General features: G+C 49.6%; 9 protein-coding genes. 4 read left to right on the top strand and 5 right to left on the bottom strand.

Annotated elements, in window-relative coordinates; all coding sequences use genetic code 11:
* Window positions 1-331 precede the first annotated feature (331 nt).
* Window positions 332-1765: an aspartate ammonia-lyase gene (locus tag QF041_RS14640; protein ID WP_307414688.1), complete on the top strand. Its 1434-nt coding sequence runs from the start codon at window positions 332-334 to the stop codon at window positions 1763-1765.
* 119 nt (window positions 1766-1884) lie between these two features.
* Here the strand turns inward: QF041_RS14640 and rpoN are convergent, their stop codons facing one another.
* Window positions 1885-3189 carry an RNA polymerase factor sigma-54 gene (rpoN, locus tag QF041_RS14645; RefSeq protein ID WP_307414689.1) on the bottom strand — a complete coding sequence of 435 codons (1305 nt, stop codon included), beginning with the start codon at window positions 3187-3189 and terminating at the stop codon, window positions 1885-1887.
* A gap of 128 nt (window positions 3190-3317) precedes the next feature.
* Window positions 3318-4865, bottom strand: a complete 1548-nt coding sequence (gene pruA, locus QF041_RS14650) for an L-glutamate gamma-semialdehyde dehydrogenase (RefSeq protein WP_307414690.1) — start codon at window positions 4863-4865, stop codon at window positions 3318-3320.
* 328 nt (window positions 4866-5193) lie between these two features.
* Between pruA and QF041_RS14655 the strand changes: the two genes are divergently transcribed.
* Window positions 5194-6117, top strand: a complete 924-nt coding sequence (locus QF041_RS14655; protein ID WP_307414692.1) for a proline dehydrogenase family protein — start codon at window positions 5194-5196, stop codon at window positions 6115-6117.
* Window positions 6118-6724: 607 nt separating this feature from the next.
* Here the strand turns inward: QF041_RS14655 and QF041_RS31330 are convergent.
* Window positions 6725-10030 (bottom strand): hypothetical protein, encoded by a 3306-nt coding sequence (locus tag QF041_RS31330; protein WP_483874697.1) that lies wholly within the window; start codon window positions 10028-10030, stop codon window positions 6725-6727.
* A gap of 451 nt (window positions 10031-10481) precedes the next feature.
* Between QF041_RS31330 and QF041_RS14670 the strand changes: the two genes are divergently transcribed.
* Complete coding sequence (locus QF041_RS14670) at window positions 10482-12197, top strand: sigma-54 interaction domain-containing protein (RefSeq protein WP_307414695.1); 1716 nt, start codon at window positions 10482-10484, stop codon at window positions 12195-12197.
* A gap of 47 nt (window positions 12198-12244) precedes the next feature.
* Here QF041_RS14670 and QF041_RS14675 read toward each other — a convergent pair whose 3' ends face one another.
* Entirely contained in the window at window positions 12245-14314 is a 2070-nt protein-coding gene (locus tag QF041_RS14675; RefSeq protein WP_307414696.1) for an nSTAND1 domain-containing NTPase, read from the bottom strand.
* A gap of 319 nt (window positions 14315-14633) precedes the next feature.
* Between QF041_RS14675 and QF041_RS14680 the strand changes: the two genes are divergently transcribed.
* Window positions 14634-14924: a hypothetical protein gene (locus QF041_RS14680; RefSeq protein ID WP_307414697.1), complete on the top strand. Its 291-nt coding sequence runs from the start codon at window positions 14634-14636 to the stop codon at window positions 14922-14924.
* Window positions 14925-14975: 51 nt separating this feature from the next.
* Here the strand turns inward: QF041_RS14680 and QF041_RS14685 are convergent, their stop codons facing one another.
* Window positions 14976-16658, bottom strand: a complete 1683-nt coding sequence (locus tag QF041_RS14685) for a PucR family transcriptional regulator (protein ID WP_307414698.1) — start codon at window positions 16656-16658, stop codon at window positions 14976-14978.
* Between the last annotated feature and the right edge of the window lie 127 nt (window positions 16659-16785).

The following is a 16785-nucleotide window of genomic DNA, read 5'->3' on the forward strand; positions in this document are numbered from 1 at the left end:
CGCACCCCGTAGTCCTTTTTTCCTATTTTACCAATCAAGTACCAAATTTCATGTGATATACATCACTGAAAACGTTCTATTCCTCCCATACTTGCCGTTCATGCATGACTTCTCTACCATAAAGCGCATAATGTATAAGACAAGCTTGGCCACCCCTCCCTTTCTTGAAAATTGAATAATATTCCATTTAATATCCCTAATTTTATTTATTATCGGCACAAGAGACCAAATGATTTAGATTGGCATCCATTTTGCTTAAATGATATACTGAGTGCGCTTCAGCAACGCTGAAGCCGAACTATTTTTATTGATGCCACTGGAGGCGAACGAGATGTCTACTATGTCCACACGGACGGAGAAAGATTTTATCGGTGAAAAAGAAATCCCGGCTTATGCTTATTACGGAATTCAGACGGTACGGGCCGTGGAAAACTTCCCGATTACCGGCGTTCCGGTACACCGGGAGCTGATCACGGCTCTGGCTGCGGTGAAGAAGGCAGCAGCGATTACCAACATGGAGTTGAAGATGCTGCCGAGCAAGATTGGCGATGTGATCGTCATGGCAGCTGAAGAAATGATGAAAGGCCATCATCTGGATCATTTTATTGTAGACTCCATTCAGGGCGGTGCAGGCACCTCCATGAATATGAATATGAACGAAATTTTGGCCAACCGCGGGCTGGAACTGTTAACCAAAAGCAAGGGAGACTACTTCCATTGCAATCCCAATAATCATGTGAACATGTCCCAATCTACTAATGACGTGGTTCCTACAGCACTGCGCATTGCGGCGTATCAACTGTCGGAGACGTTACTCGCTACCATGAAAAGACTACAGGATGCGTTTCGTAAAAAAGAAGTGGAATTCAACGATGTGGTCAAGGTTGGCCGTACCCATCTTCAGGATGCCGTACCTATTCGCCTTGGACAAGAATTCGGAGCTTATGCCCGTGTCATCGGACGGGATATTGAGCGTCTTGAATTCGCCAATCGCCGCTTGCTTACCATTAACATGGGTGCAACTGCGGTAGGTACAGGACTCAATGCCAAACCCGAATATATCGTCAAGGTTACAGAGCACCTGTCTGATGTTACCGGACTTCCACTACAAACAGCTGAGGATCTCGTGGATGCAACGCAGAACACAGATGCCTATCTGGAACTTTCAGCGGCGCTGAAGGTATGTGCGGTTAGCCTTTCCAAAATCTGTAATGACATTCGTTTGATGGCTTCAGGCCCGCGTGCAGGATTCAATGAATTGCGCCTACCACCGCGTCAGCCAGGTTCGTCCATTATGCCGGGCAAAGTCAACCCCGTTATGGCGGAAGTCATTAACCAGGTATCCTTCCAGGTGATGGGGAACGACCATACGATCTGTATGGCGTGTGAAGCCGGTCAATTCGAGCTGAATGTCATGGGCCCAGTTATTGCGTTCAACTTGCTGCAATCGCTGAAAATTATGAATAACGGCATCGATGTTTTCACGCGTTATGCAGTTGAAGAGATGGAAGCTAACCGTGAGCGCTGCGAATTAATCATGAACCAAAGTTTCAGTATGGTTACGGCATTGAACCCGCACTTGGGTTATAATGTGGCAGCTTCCATCGTGAAGGAAGCGCTCAAGACTGGACTTTCCTTACAAGAGATTATTTTGGAACGCGGATTGCTGACACCGGAAGAACTGGAAGAGATTCTTCATCCGGAACAGATGACTACACCAGGGATTGCCGGAGAACACTTCCTGCGTAATATGGAACGATTGTAGGTAATCAGGAAAACTGTGCAGCAATCCAAACACGAATAATTAACAAGAACCCCCACAGACCGTTTATCCGGTTTGCGGGGGTTCTTGTATTCAGAGATGATAAGACGCCAGTTATTCGATTAAGCCCACCGTTTACGCTCAAGGGAAGGCAGAATCTGAAGTTCCTCCCTGTACTTGGCAACCGTTCTGCGGGAGATGACAATTCCCTCCTCGGCGAGCAGTGTGGCCAAATGACGATCCGAGTAGGGACGCTGAGTCTGTTCCGTGCGAATGATTTCTTTTAATCTACGTTTCACCGCTGAGGCAGATGTTTTATCCCCTGACGTTGTGCCGATTCCCGAGGCAAAGAAAGCTCTGAGTTCATATACACCATGCGGAGTGTCAATGTATTTACCGTTCACCGCACGACTTACCGTTGATTCATGCATGCCAATCTTCTCTGCAATAACAGCCAAATTAAGCGGTTTTAGCGCGGATGGGCCTTTGACCCAAAAGTGCTTCTGCTCTTCCATCACTGCCGCCAGCACACGCACTAAAGTCCTGCGCCGCAAGTGTACACTCCGAATGATAGCCCTCGCCTCTGCCACGCGGGTAGACCAGATTGCGTCCGGAGCCTCTTCCCTGATCCAGCGGAAGCACGCTTCATTCATCGATACACGAGGGTTACCTGCTGCATGCAGGCTAAAATGGGCCTCACCGTTACGCAACCTGACAATGGCATCCGGAATAATGTAATGTGGCCGTTCTGTACATCCGATGGATCGACAGGGCTTGGGGTCCAGACGTGTAATATAGTCATAGGCAGTCTGAGCTTCCCGTGAAGTCATACCTAATCGACTCCCTGTTCTACCTGGGTGAAAAGGAACCAGTGCTTCCAATCCCGCTTCCACCATACGTTCAGCGTACTGAATAGCCAATGGATCACGTCTAATCTGGAGCAACAGACATTCTTGCAGATTCCGCGCTCCTACACCAGCAGGGTCCAGCGATTGGAGAAGCTCCAGTCCCGCTGCAATCTTGCTCATCGAAAGCTCAAGTGTTGCTTGCACCTCTGCCAGTTCAACCGTCAGATAACCATCATCATTAACGCACCCTGCCAAATATACGGCCATATTTTCCAATTCATCTGGAAGTGTCATCACCCGAATTTGCGCAATCAGCAATTGTTCCAGAGTAGGTTCGGCACCTTTGGCCTGAAGCAACGGATCATAGGAATCATACCTGCGCTGATCCATTCTCCGCGGAATCCGGGCGAGAGGCGCAGCTTGTTCTTCCAGCTCAAGTACTGGATTTTCCTCCGCCGCATCCAGCAAGTAACGGGTCAGATCCTGGCCAGACATGGTTAGCAAATGAAAGGATTGTTTCATCTCCGGCGTGATGGACAGCCGAATACGTTGTTCCTGTACCAACTGAACACCTAACATCCGTTTCCCTCCTTATGCCTTCGGCAATAAGCATCTGTGTTTCTTATACGAACAAAAGGATTTGCAGGGATAATAGCATACTATTCAAGTGAATGTAAGAAGTTTTTAGTCGAATCATGGGTTTCTGTCTAGTATTTCTCCGATACTAGCTTCGCCTGGGTAAACAACAGCAGATAGTCTCTTCCACCTGCCTTGGAATCCGTGCCTGACATGTTAAATCCGCCAAATGGATGTGTGCCTACCAGTGCTCCGGTACATTTCCGGTTGAAATACAGATTACCCGCAAAGTATTCGCGTCTTGCCTGTTCCAGATGTTTACGATTACGTGAGATCACCGCGCCGGTCAGACCATAGTCTGTATTATTGGCGATATCCAAAGCATCCTGGAAAGATTCTGCTTTGATGAACGCAAGCACAGGTCCAAAAATTTCATCTTGAGCAATCCGTGCTTTCGGGTCCACATCGGCAATTATGGTTGGTTCAATGAAATAACCTTCAACGTTCCCTGTACCGCCACCGTGCACAAGACGCCCCTCGCCCTTACCAATTTCAATATATTCCGTGATCTTTGCATATGCCTTGTCATCGATAACCGGCCCAACCTGACTGCCAACTTCAAGAGGACTGCCCATCGTCAGTTTCTGTGTCCGTTCAATCACTTTTTGCAATACTTCATCATATACATCCTTATGAATAATGGCACGGGAACACGCCGAACATTTCTGTCCTGAGAAACCAAATGCCGAAGCGGTAATGGACTCTGCCGCGAGTTCCAGATCACTGTCACTGTCTACTACGATGGAATCCTTGCCGCCCATCTCTGCAATAACCCGTTTGATCCACTTCTGACCTGGAGCTGTTCGTGCTGCACGTTCATTAATTCGCAGTCCTACATCTCTGGAACCGGTGAAACTGATAAACCGGGTGAGCGCATGATCCACGAGATAATCGCCCACTTCACTGCCTGGTCCTGGTAAAAAGTTCACGACACCATCCGGCAGACCAACTTCTGCAAGCAGCTCCATAAACTTCGCGGCAATCACCGGAGTTGTACTTGCGGGCTTTAACACCACCGTGTTGCCGGATACCAGTGCAGCAGAGGTCATGCCTGCCATAATTGCTAGCGGGAAGTTCCAAGGTGGAATAACAACACCAACGCCCAGCGGTATATAACTCAGTTCATTATCTTCTCCTGCAATCCGCACGAGGGGCTGCGGTTCACTCAGTCGCTGCATATCCCGTGCATAGAATTCCATAAAATCAATGGCTTCCGCTGTATCCGCATCGGCTTCCGGCCAAGTCTTGCCGGCTTCATAAACCATCCATGCGGAGAATTCATGCTTGCGACGGCGCATAATGGCAGCTGCTTTGTATAGATAACGAGCTCGTTCATTCGGGTCAGTATGTTTCCATGTGTGGAATGTCTCCGCTGCTGTCTGAATGGCCTTTTCGGCCAATTCCTGATCGGCCTGGTGAATGGTTCCGACCACTTGATTTTTGGCTGCGGGGTTCACGGAAGTTAACGTGCGGCTGCTTGTTATTTTTTGCCCACCAATAATAATCGGGTATTCCTGCCCAAGTTCAGCTTCTACCTGACGAAGTGCGTCTTCAAATGCTTCTTGGTTCGCCTGGACTGCAAAAGGTGTGAATGGTTCGTTAACAAAAGGGATATTCATCAATGATTCCTCCTTCAGGATGTGGGATTCGCTGGCTGCTCGCCTGAATTATTTTGCATGTTACTCATCACCAAATATATGTAGCAAAATCCGTGCCAACTCCGGTTGGGATTGAAATATTTTTCTAATTAAATTTAACTAAAGAAAATTCACACGGCCCATTCCGATGACAGAATAACCTTCCAAATTCAATTTAAATAGATAATCCTCATAAAAAATAGTAGACCATCGCTAAATCTGGCACGCTTCTTGCTTCTAATTAGGGATAAAAAGCATGATTTAACCGAGTTGGATCGAATGATGCACAATGCTGAAGGAGGAAACGAAAATGAGTGTGGGAACGGAAATATATCGCAAAACCTTATTAACCGTGGCAGGCAACAAAGCTGTAGAGAACCTGTCCATTAGATATGGTAAGAAGCTGGCAGGCAAGTTTATTGCAGGAAACACCTTGGAAGAAGCTCTCGAAGAGATCCGCATACTCAATAACAAAGGCATTATGGCTACGCTCGATCATCTGGGTGAAGGCATCACCCGCCTGAGCGAAGCGGCATTGTACAGGGATGAGTATGTACGCCTGGTAGAAGGCATTGCACGTGAAGGCGTAGACTCCAACGTCTCGCTAAAACCAACCCAGATGGGCCTCGCACTTGACCCGGAAGAGGGTTACCGAAATATCCGTACCGTTGCCGCACAAGCCAAATTACATGATCTATTTGTTCGAATTGATATGGAGGATAGTCCATTTACTCAAGCAACGCTGGATATTGTCCGAAGACTGCACTCGGAAGGACTGCATAATACAGGCACAGTATTGCAAGCCTACCTGCATCGCACCGAAGAAGATACGCGTGATATGATTCGGGAGGGCATCCGGCTTCGACTGGTTAAAGGTGCTTACAAAGAACCCGGATCAGTCGCCTATCAGAATACTTCTGAAGTCATTCATCAATTCAAAACGATGATTCGTAATCACCTCGATCAGGGTGTGTACACTGCAGTTGCCTCGCATGATGATCACATCATTAACTGGACGAAACAATACGCCAAGGATCGGGGAATCTCACCGGATGCCTTTGAATTTCAGATGTTATATGGTCTGCGCATGAGCGAACAGGAACGTCTCGCCAAAGAAGGCTATCGCATTCGCTGTTACGTACCTTATGGCACTATGTGGTATCCGTACTATACCCGTCGTTTAGCCGAAAAACCGGCTAATCTCTGGATGGTCGTTAAGAATATGTTCCGATAGTTATTTTCCAGCTGGATCAATATATATGAAAAAGACAAAAGAAAACCATGTTGCCTCTTTCTTTCTTGGCACATGGTTTTTTCTGTACGAACACTTTACCAGAGCATTCAACTTTCCTTTTCTCCGGTTCTTCTCTTAATGTCTAAAAAATTAGCATCCCCAATTTTAAATGTCTATTTTTCTGGACACACCCATTTATTAATCAAAATTATAAACTCGAAAAGTTTAACTACTTAATTGTTGAATAAGGATAGAGGCATTGGCATTGGTCTGTGTTCCACCTGCTAGTGTTTGCAGACCAACAGCTGATGCGCTGGAATGGTTCCGTAATGTCAGCACATCACCGGGAGCAGCCGTAATAATGACCATGCCTGGATTCGGTTGAGTGCCAGCTCCTGAACCATAGACACTGCCACCTACAGGGGCTCCGTTTTGATAAAGGGTGAATTGGTTTGCCTGCACACCTGCAACGTTGAAAAACACCGCATAGTCCCCGGCATTACCAATAATAATCGCAGCGGTATTGGCCGTGTGAGTAATACCGGTAAGATTTGCGTTGCTGTCGAAGATTACATCCGCTTCAATAGCTACAGTTTGAGCTGATGTATTAAAAATATAAGCGTACGAGGACAACCCTTGCCCTGCTGTACCGGTTGCTCCAGTGACACCTGTCGTTCCGGTAACCCCAGTGCTTCCTGATACCCCCGTAATGCCCGTGGCTCCTGTTACTCCAGTAGCCCCGGTGCTTCCCGTTGCTCCCGTAACACCAGTGGCTCCTGTTACTCCGGTAGCTCCGGTGTCCCCTGTTACTCCCGTAATGCCCGTGGCTCCTGTCACTCCAGTAGCTCCAGTGCTTCCCGTTGCTCCCGTAACGCCCGTGGCTCCCGTCACTCCAGTAGCTCCAATGCTTCCCGTTGCTCCCGTAGCGCCCGTGCCTCCTGTTACTCCAGTAACCCCAGTGCTTCCCGTGGCTCCCGTAACGCCAGTGGCTCCTGTCACTCCAGTGGCACCGGTGCCTCCTGTTACTCCTGTAACGCCAGTGGCTCCTGTTACTCCAGTAGCCCCGGTGCTTCCCGTTGCTCCCGTAACACCAGTGGCTCCTGTTACTCCGGTAGCTCCGGTGTCCCCTGTTACTCCCGTAATGCCCGTGGCTCCTGTCACTCCAGTAGCTCCAGTGCTTCCCGTTGCTCCCGTAACGCCCGTGGCTCCCGTCACTCCAGTAGCTCCAATGCTTCCCGTTGCTCCCGTAGCGCCCGTGCCTCCTGTTACTCCAGTAACCCCAGTGCTTCCCGTGGCTCCCGTAACGCCAGTGGCTCCTGTCACTCCAGTGGCACCGGTGCCTCCTGTTACTCCTGTAACGCCAGTGGCTCCTGTTACTCCGGTAGTCCCCGTTGCTCCTGTGACTCCGGTAGTCCCCGTTGCTCCTGTTACTCCAGTGGCACCGGTGCTTCCCGTTGCTCCCGTAACGCCCGTGCCTCCTGTGACTCCTGTTACTCCGGTAGCTCCGGTGCTTCCCGTTGCTCCCGTAACGCCCGTGCCTCCTGTTACTCCAGTAACCCCAGTGCTTCCCGTTACTCCCGTAACTCCTGTGACTCCTGATACTCCGGTAGCTCCGGTGCTTCCCGTTACTCCTGTAACGCCAGTGGCTCCTGTTACTCCGGTAGTCCCCGTTGCTCCTGTGACTCCGGTAGTCCCCGTTGCTCCTGTTACTCCAGTGGCACCGGTGCTTCCCGTTGCTCCCGTAACGCCCGTGCCTCCTGTGACTCCTGTTACTCCGGTAGCTCCGGTGCTTCCCGTTGCTCCCGTAACGCCCGTGCCTCCTGTTACTCCAGTAACCCCAGTGCTTCCCGTTACTCCCGTTACTCCCGTAACTCCTGTGACTCCTGTTACTCCGGTAGCTCCGGTGCTTCCCGTTGCTCCCGTAACGCCCGTGCCTCCTGTTACTCCAGTAGCTCCGGTGTTTCCCGTTGCTCCCGTAATGCCCGTGGCTCCTGTTACTCCGGTAGCTCCGGTGTCCCCTGTTACTCCCGTAACGCCAGTGGCTCCTGTTACTCCAGTAGCCCCGGTGCTTCCCGTGGCTCCCGTAATGCCCGTGGCTCCTGTTACTCCGGTAGCTCCGGTGTCCCCTGTTACTCCCGTAACGCCAGTGGCTCCTGTTACTCCAGTAGCCCCGGTGCTTCCCGTGGCTCCCGTAACCCCCGTGGCGCCTGTCACTCCAGTAGCTCCGGTGCCCCCTGTTACTCCCGTAATGCCCGTGGCTCCTGTCACTCCAGTGGCCCCAGTGCCCCCTGTTACTCCCGTAACGCCCGTGGCTCCTGTTACTCCAGTAGCTCCGGTGTTTCCCGTTGCTCCCGTAACGCCCGTGGCTCCTGTTACTCCAGTAGCCCCAGTGCTTCCTGTTGCTCCTGTCACTCCAGTAGCTCCGGTGCTTCCCGTTGCTCCCGTAACGCCCGTGGCTCCTGTTACTCCAGTAGCCCCAGTGCTTCCTGTTGCTCCTGTCACTCCAGTAGCTCCAGTGCTTCCCGTTGCTCCCGTAACGCCCGTGGCTCCTGTTATTCCGGTGGCCCCGGTGCTTCCCGTTACTCCCGTAACCCCCGTGGCGCCTGTCACTCCAGTGGCCCCGGTGCTTCCCGTTACTTCCCGTAATACCCGTGGCTCCTGTTACTCCAGTAGCTCCGGTACCTCCCGTTACTCCCGTAACGCCCGTGGCTCCTGTTACTCCAGTAGCTCCGGTACCTCCCGTTACTCCCGTAACGCCCGTGGCTCCTGTCACTCCAGTAGCTCCGGTGCCCCCTGTTACTCCCGTAAGACCCGCGGCTCCTGTTACTCCTGTAACGCCAGTGGCTCCTGTTACTCCGGTAGTCCCCGTTGCTCCTGTTACTCCAGTGGCACCGGTGCTTCCCGTTGCTCCCGTAACGCCCGTGCCTCCTGTTACTCCAGTAACCCCAGTGCTTCCCGTTACTCCCGTTACTCCCGTAACTCCTGTGACTCCTGTTACTCCGGTAGCTCCGGTGCTTCCCGTTGCTCCCGTAACGCCCGTGCCTCCTGTTACTCCAGTAACCCCAGTGCTTCCCGTGGCTCCCGTAACGCCAGTGGCTCCTGTCACTCCAGTGGCACCGGTGCCTCCTGTTACTCCTGTAACGCCAGTGGCTCCTGTTACTCCGGTAGTCCCCGTTGCTCCTGTGACGCCCGTGGCCCCTGTCACTCCAGTAGCTCCGGTGCCCCCTGTTACTCCCGTAATGCCCGTGCCTCCTGTTACTCCAGTAGCTCCGGTGCTTCCTGTTGCTCCCGTAAGACCCGCGACTCCTGTTACTCCGGTTGCCCCGGTGCTTCCTGTTGCTCCCGTAACGCCCGTGGCTCCTGTCACTCCAGTAGCTCCGGAGCCTCCCGTTACTCCCGTAATGCCCGTGGCTCCTGTTACTCCGGTGGCCCCGGTGCCTCCTGTCACCCCAGCGACCCCTGTAGTTCCTGTTACTCCAGTAGCGCCCGTTAATCCCGTTACGCCACTGACACCTGTTGCACCGGTAGCACCAGTTACGCCCACCGCCCCTATAGTTTCACCCAGCAACTCCTGCGAAACCAATCGGTGAGCGGTCACCAACTCGCCTTCGGAATTCTTGCCCCATACGGATATTTGTGCTTCTGGAGCAGCCGTGTCTGAGGTTGAAAATATAAACTCAAAAGCATCAAAATTCCCATTATAAACTTTGGTTATGACCTGATTAGGTGATACATTGAGCAGTTCTTCTACATATAATGTTCTCACTCCATTAAGGTAATAGCCCCGAAGAAGCACCGTGAACATTTCTGTCGCATTCCGGTTATCGATTTTGACAGTAACGGATTGAGTTGGTCGGATCCCCGTTATTCCTGAAATATTATTCTCAATGGGCCCAGTTGATAGAATGGCCATTTTATCACACTCCTTTAGTTCTTCTTCATGCGGATGGCCTTCATACAGCATTATTCAGAAGTTTCTTAATGGTGTGGACAATTCATGTTCTATATGAATAATCACTTCAACTGTCCGTGGAGCAGATTGAGAAATAACAGTTTAATCAGGTAACTCAAATGTCATTTATAATAACTCAACCCTCACCCAAAATACTGAATGGACCGTTAGAATTAGCATTAATTCCTTAAAATAATAGTAAAAGGAAATATCAGAAATGAAAATTCAACATTGATCTCTACTGTGCCGACAACATGTATGCTTCATGTCAAAAAATATATACACACCTCATTTGGAAAGTTATAATATGGGTAACCATCATTCTCCAGTCATTTCATATGTAGATCACTTATAAGTAACTCGTGTAAAAGAAGTCGTTTCCAAAAGTTATGCCCTAACTGAGGTGATATCGATGAAACATTTACTTCCAGAATTAATGTCTTTATTGCGTACGGATATGGATATTCTGGATACAGACCTCTCCACATTTACCATTCCGTCATCAACATCGTTGGTAGATGCCTTCTGCTTATTCGACACATCTTCTTATCTGTTCATTCAGGATGAAGGACCCATACTGGGATATATCGTGGTATCCGATGTTTTGCATGCCATGATGCATGCGCATCGCCTAATAGAAGCTTATTTTGAGACCACACTGGAGACAGCGGGTTCAGCTCTGACATTAATTAATGAAGATGCCAAGGTGGCCTACTGGACAACTGGCGCGGAGCATGTTTTTTCGATCAGCAAAAAAGACATCATCGGACAACCCGCAGCGGACTTTTTTCCTCCAGATCGGCTACAGTCTCTCAAGACGTTGTATACCGGCGAAACGGTCTATCGCAAACAGCATCAGCCACGGCCCGACCTGTTCGCCCTGATTAATGCTCGTCCTGTCCAACTGGATGGACATATTGTGGGTGCAGTTGCTGCCGAAGTGGATATAACAACCGAAATCCGATTACATCAGGAACTATTACATATGACCTCCAAAGTCCAGCACCTGGAGAAAGCCGTTGCTCGGCTACGTCCCGAATTAGATCCATTTGCCAGAATCAAGGGCAGTAGCCCGGTCATCAAGCAGTGCATGGAGACCATTCGCAAGATCAGTACCACCTCAGCAACCGTACTTATCCTCGGAGAGAGCGGCACAGGCAAGGAGTTATTCGCCAAAGCTATTCATGATCTTCGTGAATTGCAGACTGCACCGTTCATCGCTATTAACTGTGGGGCAATCCCTGCTTCCTTGTTTGAAAGTGAGTTATTCGGCTACGAAAAAGGTGCCTTCTCCGGAGCAGATCCCAAAGGCAAAAAGGGCAAGATTGAGCTTGCCGAAGGGGGCACTCTTTTTCTGGATGAGATCGGTGAGATGCCATTGGAATTACAAGTGAAACTGCTTCGGGTGTTGCAGGAGAAGAGTTACTTTCCTGTGGGGGGAACGCGTATGAAACAGGCCGACTGCCGGATTATTGCAGCAACCAACCAGAATCTAATGAGTATGATTGCCCGCAATCAATTCCGAGAAGATCTCTACTATCGGCTGAATGTCATTAACCTTGTCATCCCTCCTCTGCGCATGCGCAAGGAAGATATATATGAATTAACCCAGACGTTCCTTCAAGAATTCTCATTGCTCTATAACCGTCATATTGAGTTGGTTCCACCTGAAGTGTTCAAGTTGCTGTTCCAATATGATTGGCCAGGCAATGTACGTGAATTACGAAATGTGATCGAACGCCTGACCATTCTGACGACAGATGGTGAGGTGAAGCAGGAATATCTGCCTGATACCCTCACCTCCCTCACCATGCAAGAACAGTCCGAAGTTCAACTGACATCCGGAATTCATTCACATGCCAACAACGAAAATCAGCAACGTCAGGATTCGGCGGGAGCAGAACCAGAACAAGAACCTCGAACGGTTGCAAATGTGGACGAATTAGATCACTCGGATGATTCCGAACTTGTCTCCGGTGTTACCTACCAGCAAAAATTGGACACCTATGAGGCGCAACTTCTAATTCAATATCTGAAAGCAGCAGGTGGCAACAAACGAACACTCGCCAAGCAACTTGGCATCTCCAGGGCAACGCTCTATAATCGCATGAAGAGGCTTGGTCTATGACCAGCCTCTTCTTCTCGTTATTATCGGTATGATGAATGAATAGAATCCTACAAAATCCGCGCCAAGCGAGTCAGCGCTGTTCTGAGATGGCGATAAAATGTCGCCCGACTCATGGAACACGTCTGGGCTGCGGCAGTTGGATTGCCAGCATGCGTCCAGTAGGCCGCGTATAACAGCATCTGATCCTGTGGAGATAGGCCATGCACTCTGCCCTCCAACAGATCCATGACATACAGCTGTAACTGGATTCCATCCTTTACTCCTCTAACCCTTCCAGCATATTCATGCAATTCTCCCGGGGAACGAAGATCCCCCAACATCTTGCGAACATCCTGTTCAGTCCAGACTAAACCATCCACTTCCGTTGTTTCCGGCTGTATACGCTCCTCTGTTGATTTCGGATCAAGAAGAGACATGACCCACTCTCCGAATTGCCCATTACGCAAATCCAAATCAAGTACGTCCGCCTGGTCCTCAAATCTGTCGCAGACACGAGTGCGGGTTCTTCGCATCCGGAATCCAATACTTTGCAAAAATAGTTTCAGGTGAGGGTTCGTTGCAACGAGCATCGCTCGCGCACCATCACCAAGCAGAGACAGTCGATCCAGTGCCATGTATCCCACCAGTTCTTCTCGTGTATAACCAGGCACATCATCTCTTGCCGCCGCCAGCAAAGCAAAGTGTGTATCACTCTGATCCGGGTCATTTTCGAGCTCTTGTGGTGTGAAGCATTCATTCATCTCATTTGGAAAATATTTTAGTAACAACTCACTACTATCCTTATGTACAAGGATAGTAATGAACATGGCAATTGTCTCCCCAAGCTTGTCACGCATTAATACGATCCCTTCGGGATAACGGTGTGCCAGTTCATCCAGGAAGGGGCCATAGGTTACGGCTTGCCATGGTTCCACGCTGTACTCGCACCATTGCTGTAACAGGCTTTGCAGAACGGGCAGATCCTCGCTTCTCATCGTTTCGAGAGGTGAGAACAAGGAATCACGGGACACATCAGCGTACTTGCGGTATTGAAGCATGGATTCCTGACAGAGCAACAGCATCTTTCGGGCGATTTGACGACGCTCATGAGCCCCTGCGTGTTCATGTAGCGCTTTCAGCAGCTTCGCAATCTTGATACGCAATGTCTGCAACCGATGTGGCTCACGTTGGCGAAAATCCCGTAGCAGATGCACCCTGGCCATGTCATGCAGTCCAAGACCATCCGGACCGGAACGGATAAACGACATCTGTCTCAGCATGTGGTAGTCTTCTTGCGTCACAGTCATGTCCAGGACAGATGATAACAATTCCTGATTGGCTGTCTCAAGCAGTGTTAGTACCTCCACCACAGGATGCAGACGGGGTGTCGTAAGTTCCAATAATAATCGAGCACTGATCATATGCGACAAATCAGCCCATTCGGACTGTGGAAGATTCCTCCTCTGATCCGCAGCTTCTACAGCAAGGGCCAGCCCCAGCGGATGTCCATCGGTCATTCGCGTAATGGTACCTGCCATCCCCTGATCCAGAAAGCCTGCCAACGTGATATATTCCGTAATCTCATCCACTGTGAAATGTTGAAGCCGCATCTGTATAAACCTCTGATGTAATCGGGGATGTGTCCGCCAGGTGGACGCCAGTTCCGGGCGTGATGCAAGAATGACAAGTATCCCTCTTAACGGAAGTTTGGATACAAAGACTTCCATGAACCAGCTTTCTAACAGAGCAAGCTCTTCATAATTATCCACGGCCAGGACCAATCTCTTCTCGAACGATGTGTCTCTCAGCAGACTCAATGGTCGCGGGTATCCTTCACTATCCATTGTTTCCAAGCCTAATGTAGAGGACAAATAATCCATAAAAACGGAAGGAGTTGCCCCACATGATCGACCATCCATCCATATTGCCGTCGCACCTCGATCCCGAGAGACAGATAACATCTCTGAAAGCAAGGAAGATTTACCAATGCCTCCCATGCCCGTAATTGAAAATATGGTTAATGGGGCTTCCGGATGATTGAACCACCGCTCCAGTGTCGTCAGTTCCTTGGTTCGACCAATGAAACGTTTGCCATCCTCAACATATTTGTCGTATTTCGCCTCACTACTGTTTCCCATATATGTCCTCCGTACTAGATACTGGTACTTTTAATATACTTTTTTCTCTCACAAAATTGAGACTATATTGAGACGCGCAATTGCATGTGAAGTGATAGAATCTTGTTAAAAGCCAATTTAATGGAAATATTCAAAACAGCGGACATGGAAACGTATAACAAGGTATACATAAACGCCTCCGCATTATTTCTTATCATAATGGATCATTCCGCCGATCAAACTGCAATCAACATGTTACATGAGCATTTACTGATCTCGAATTCATGCTTCCCTTTCATACCCTACTACCAGCCCGATATTCCAAGAAAGGCGGATTTGTGTGAGAATAAACCTCGATATCTGTAATCTGAGCGGACAACTCGGAATCAATCCCAAACGACTTAATGAATGGCTGCACCAAAGTGGCATTTCAATGGAGGACAACGACGCAGAACCGGAAGGACGCCCTGACCGGTCATCCCCCCCGTATCGGCTGGCTGCACCTTCTTCCTTATCACTGGCACCTTCCTCCGGTCAAGCGAAGCTATATCGGGGCCGACGCTCCACTCCTACCCTGCAACACCTTCCCGCCTCGTTACAACGGACTCGGCGGATCAGTAAAAACTGCTAGACTGTGCACGAGGTAGTGCAAGCTCAATGCACAGTCTGTCTGTCTTACATCTCATATCACCCCATCAAGAGGATTGCCACTGCCCTTCTCAATCATCGCGTGCGCGAGTAACGCCATCTCCAGACAGATTCTTCTCTCTTGATCCATGTAACCTGGACCCATCAGTTCTTCCAGCTTCTCCAGTCTGTTGTACAATGTTTGCCGATGAATAAATAACTGGGCGGCCGCATCCCGCTTGGAACCAAAGTTCTGCAGGTAGGCATCCAACGTCTCTACCAATCGCAGGTGATGCGTTTGGTCATGTTCAATCAACATACCCAGGTGATCCTGGACAAAGGGTTGCAGGAAGGATTGGGGTAACGCCTTTAACATTTGATATATACCCATACGTTCATAAAAGTGAACATGTTCCATCGAATCTACCGATCTCGAAACTTCGATCACCTGGTAGGCCTCCTGAAGGCTCTCTGGCAGGCTGGTCAAACGGTTGCGTAACTTGCCAAATCCCACATGAATCATAACCTGTTTCAAGTTACGACTGGCAAACCGTTTCACGTCCTGGGCAATCCCTTCCAGTAATCGCAGCAGTTGATGACGTGCAGCAGCCGTTACCGCTTCCTTCGCACAGCACAGATATACCTGGTTGTTCTTCAGCATAATCAGGCTAGGCAGATTGTTCTTCTTGAGCAGGGAACGCAGCAGGACAAGAACATCCTGATGATTCGCTTCCATTCGCTCCCGGCCTGTACCCTTCAATCGATGCTCAATCTCGATGACCCCTCCTGCAAACCAGTACTGTCCCTTCACCAGCAAACGAAGCCCCATTCGAGTCTGAGCCTGTTCCTCCTGATGGATGTTGCCACTCATCAGATCCTGGATCAGTTCATTCTGATTGCGGACCATCTTCTCCTCAAGAAACTGGGAACGAAGCGTGAGCGCTGCCGCCGCCTTCGCCGTATAATCGAGCAACAGCTTGAGATATTCTACTGGAGCTGCGGGATGCACAATCATGCCTACAGCCGAAAAAACCTGGCCAAAACAGACGACCGGATGACACAACAGAGCCTTCTCTTCGTCGATGTGGAACCATAATTCAGTATCTGAATCATTCAAATCCAGATGTTCTACCTCCTGCTCATACCAGGTATAGATGGCCTGTTCCATCTCCGGAACAAGTTCGGGCACAAAACTGCCCGGCTCCATGGACGAAATGTACACCACCGGTTTGGTAGCGTACTCATACAGCAGGTTCAGCACAGCAGACATATCCGTACTCTGTAATGTTCGTTGCTGAAGCTGACGGGAGTATGCTTCCAGACTTTTCAGCAACTGATGTTGATGATTAATGAGCAGAGAGTGAATATCCTGTGTAATCTCGACAAAACGGACCGGTTGCTCAAATACGATCAGCGGAAACTGGTGCCTGTCCGCCAGTTCAATCAGTTCTTCCGGGATTCCGTATATGCTGGTACCAAACTCCACACATAGCCCCGCTGCCTCACTGCCAATGAGCTGAAGCAGATACTCTTCGCGCCCTTCTTCCGATTGAAGCCACAGTCCAGTGGATAAAATAAGATCATGGGGGCTTACGAATGGAGATACATTTGTAATCTCCAATACATGAACCCAGCCAACCTGACGGTTCACTCCATCCTTCCCTGCCGCTAGTCGTGCTCGGCCAAATACCGGACGTGCAAGGATATCTTTGATCGTAAACACACGGTCATTTCGCAATGGCGATCCCTCTTCGTGTTATTTTTTCTTACATTATAATCCATGGACAAATGTCCTGAACAGTCTTTTTCGACAATATGTTGAGTTCAATTTCTAAAGATTAGACATCAAGTAAGGTGCAAAACGA

The organism is Paenibacillus sp. W2I17, assembly GCF_030815985.1.
Lineage (GTDB): Bacteria > Bacillota > Bacilli > Paenibacillales > Paenibacillaceae > Paenibacillus.

What these genes read in the sequence shown, in the direction of transcription:
- rpoN (WP_307414689.1), bottom strand. Translation starts at nt 3,189, where the DNA reads ATGTTAGGTGTTCAGTTGGTACAGGAACAACGTATTCGGCTGTCCATC.
- QF041_RS14655 (WP_307414692.1), top strand. Translation starts at nt 5,194, where the DNA reads ATGAGTGTGGGAACGGAAATATATCGCAAAACCTTATTAACCGTGGCA.
- pruA (WP_307414690.1), bottom strand. Translation starts at nt 4,865, where the DNA reads ATGAATATCCCTTTTGTTAACGAACCATTCACACCTTTTGCAGTCCAG.
- QF041_RS14670 (WP_307414695.1), top strand. Translation starts at nt 10,482, where the DNA reads ATGAAACATTTACTTCCAGAATTAATGTCTTTATTGCGTACGGATATG.
- QF041_RS31330 (WP_483874697.1), bottom strand. Translation starts at nt 10,030, where the DNA reads ATGGCCATTCTATCAACTGGGCCCATTGAGAATAATATTTCAGGAATA.
- QF041_RS14675 (WP_307414696.1), bottom strand. Translation starts at nt 14,314, where the DNA reads ATGGGAAACAGTAGTGAGGCGAAATACGACAAATATGTTGAGGATGGC.
- QF041_RS14640 (WP_307414688.1), top strand. Translation starts at nt 332, where the DNA reads ATGTCTACTATGTCCACACGGACGGAGAAAGATTTTATCGGTGAAAAA.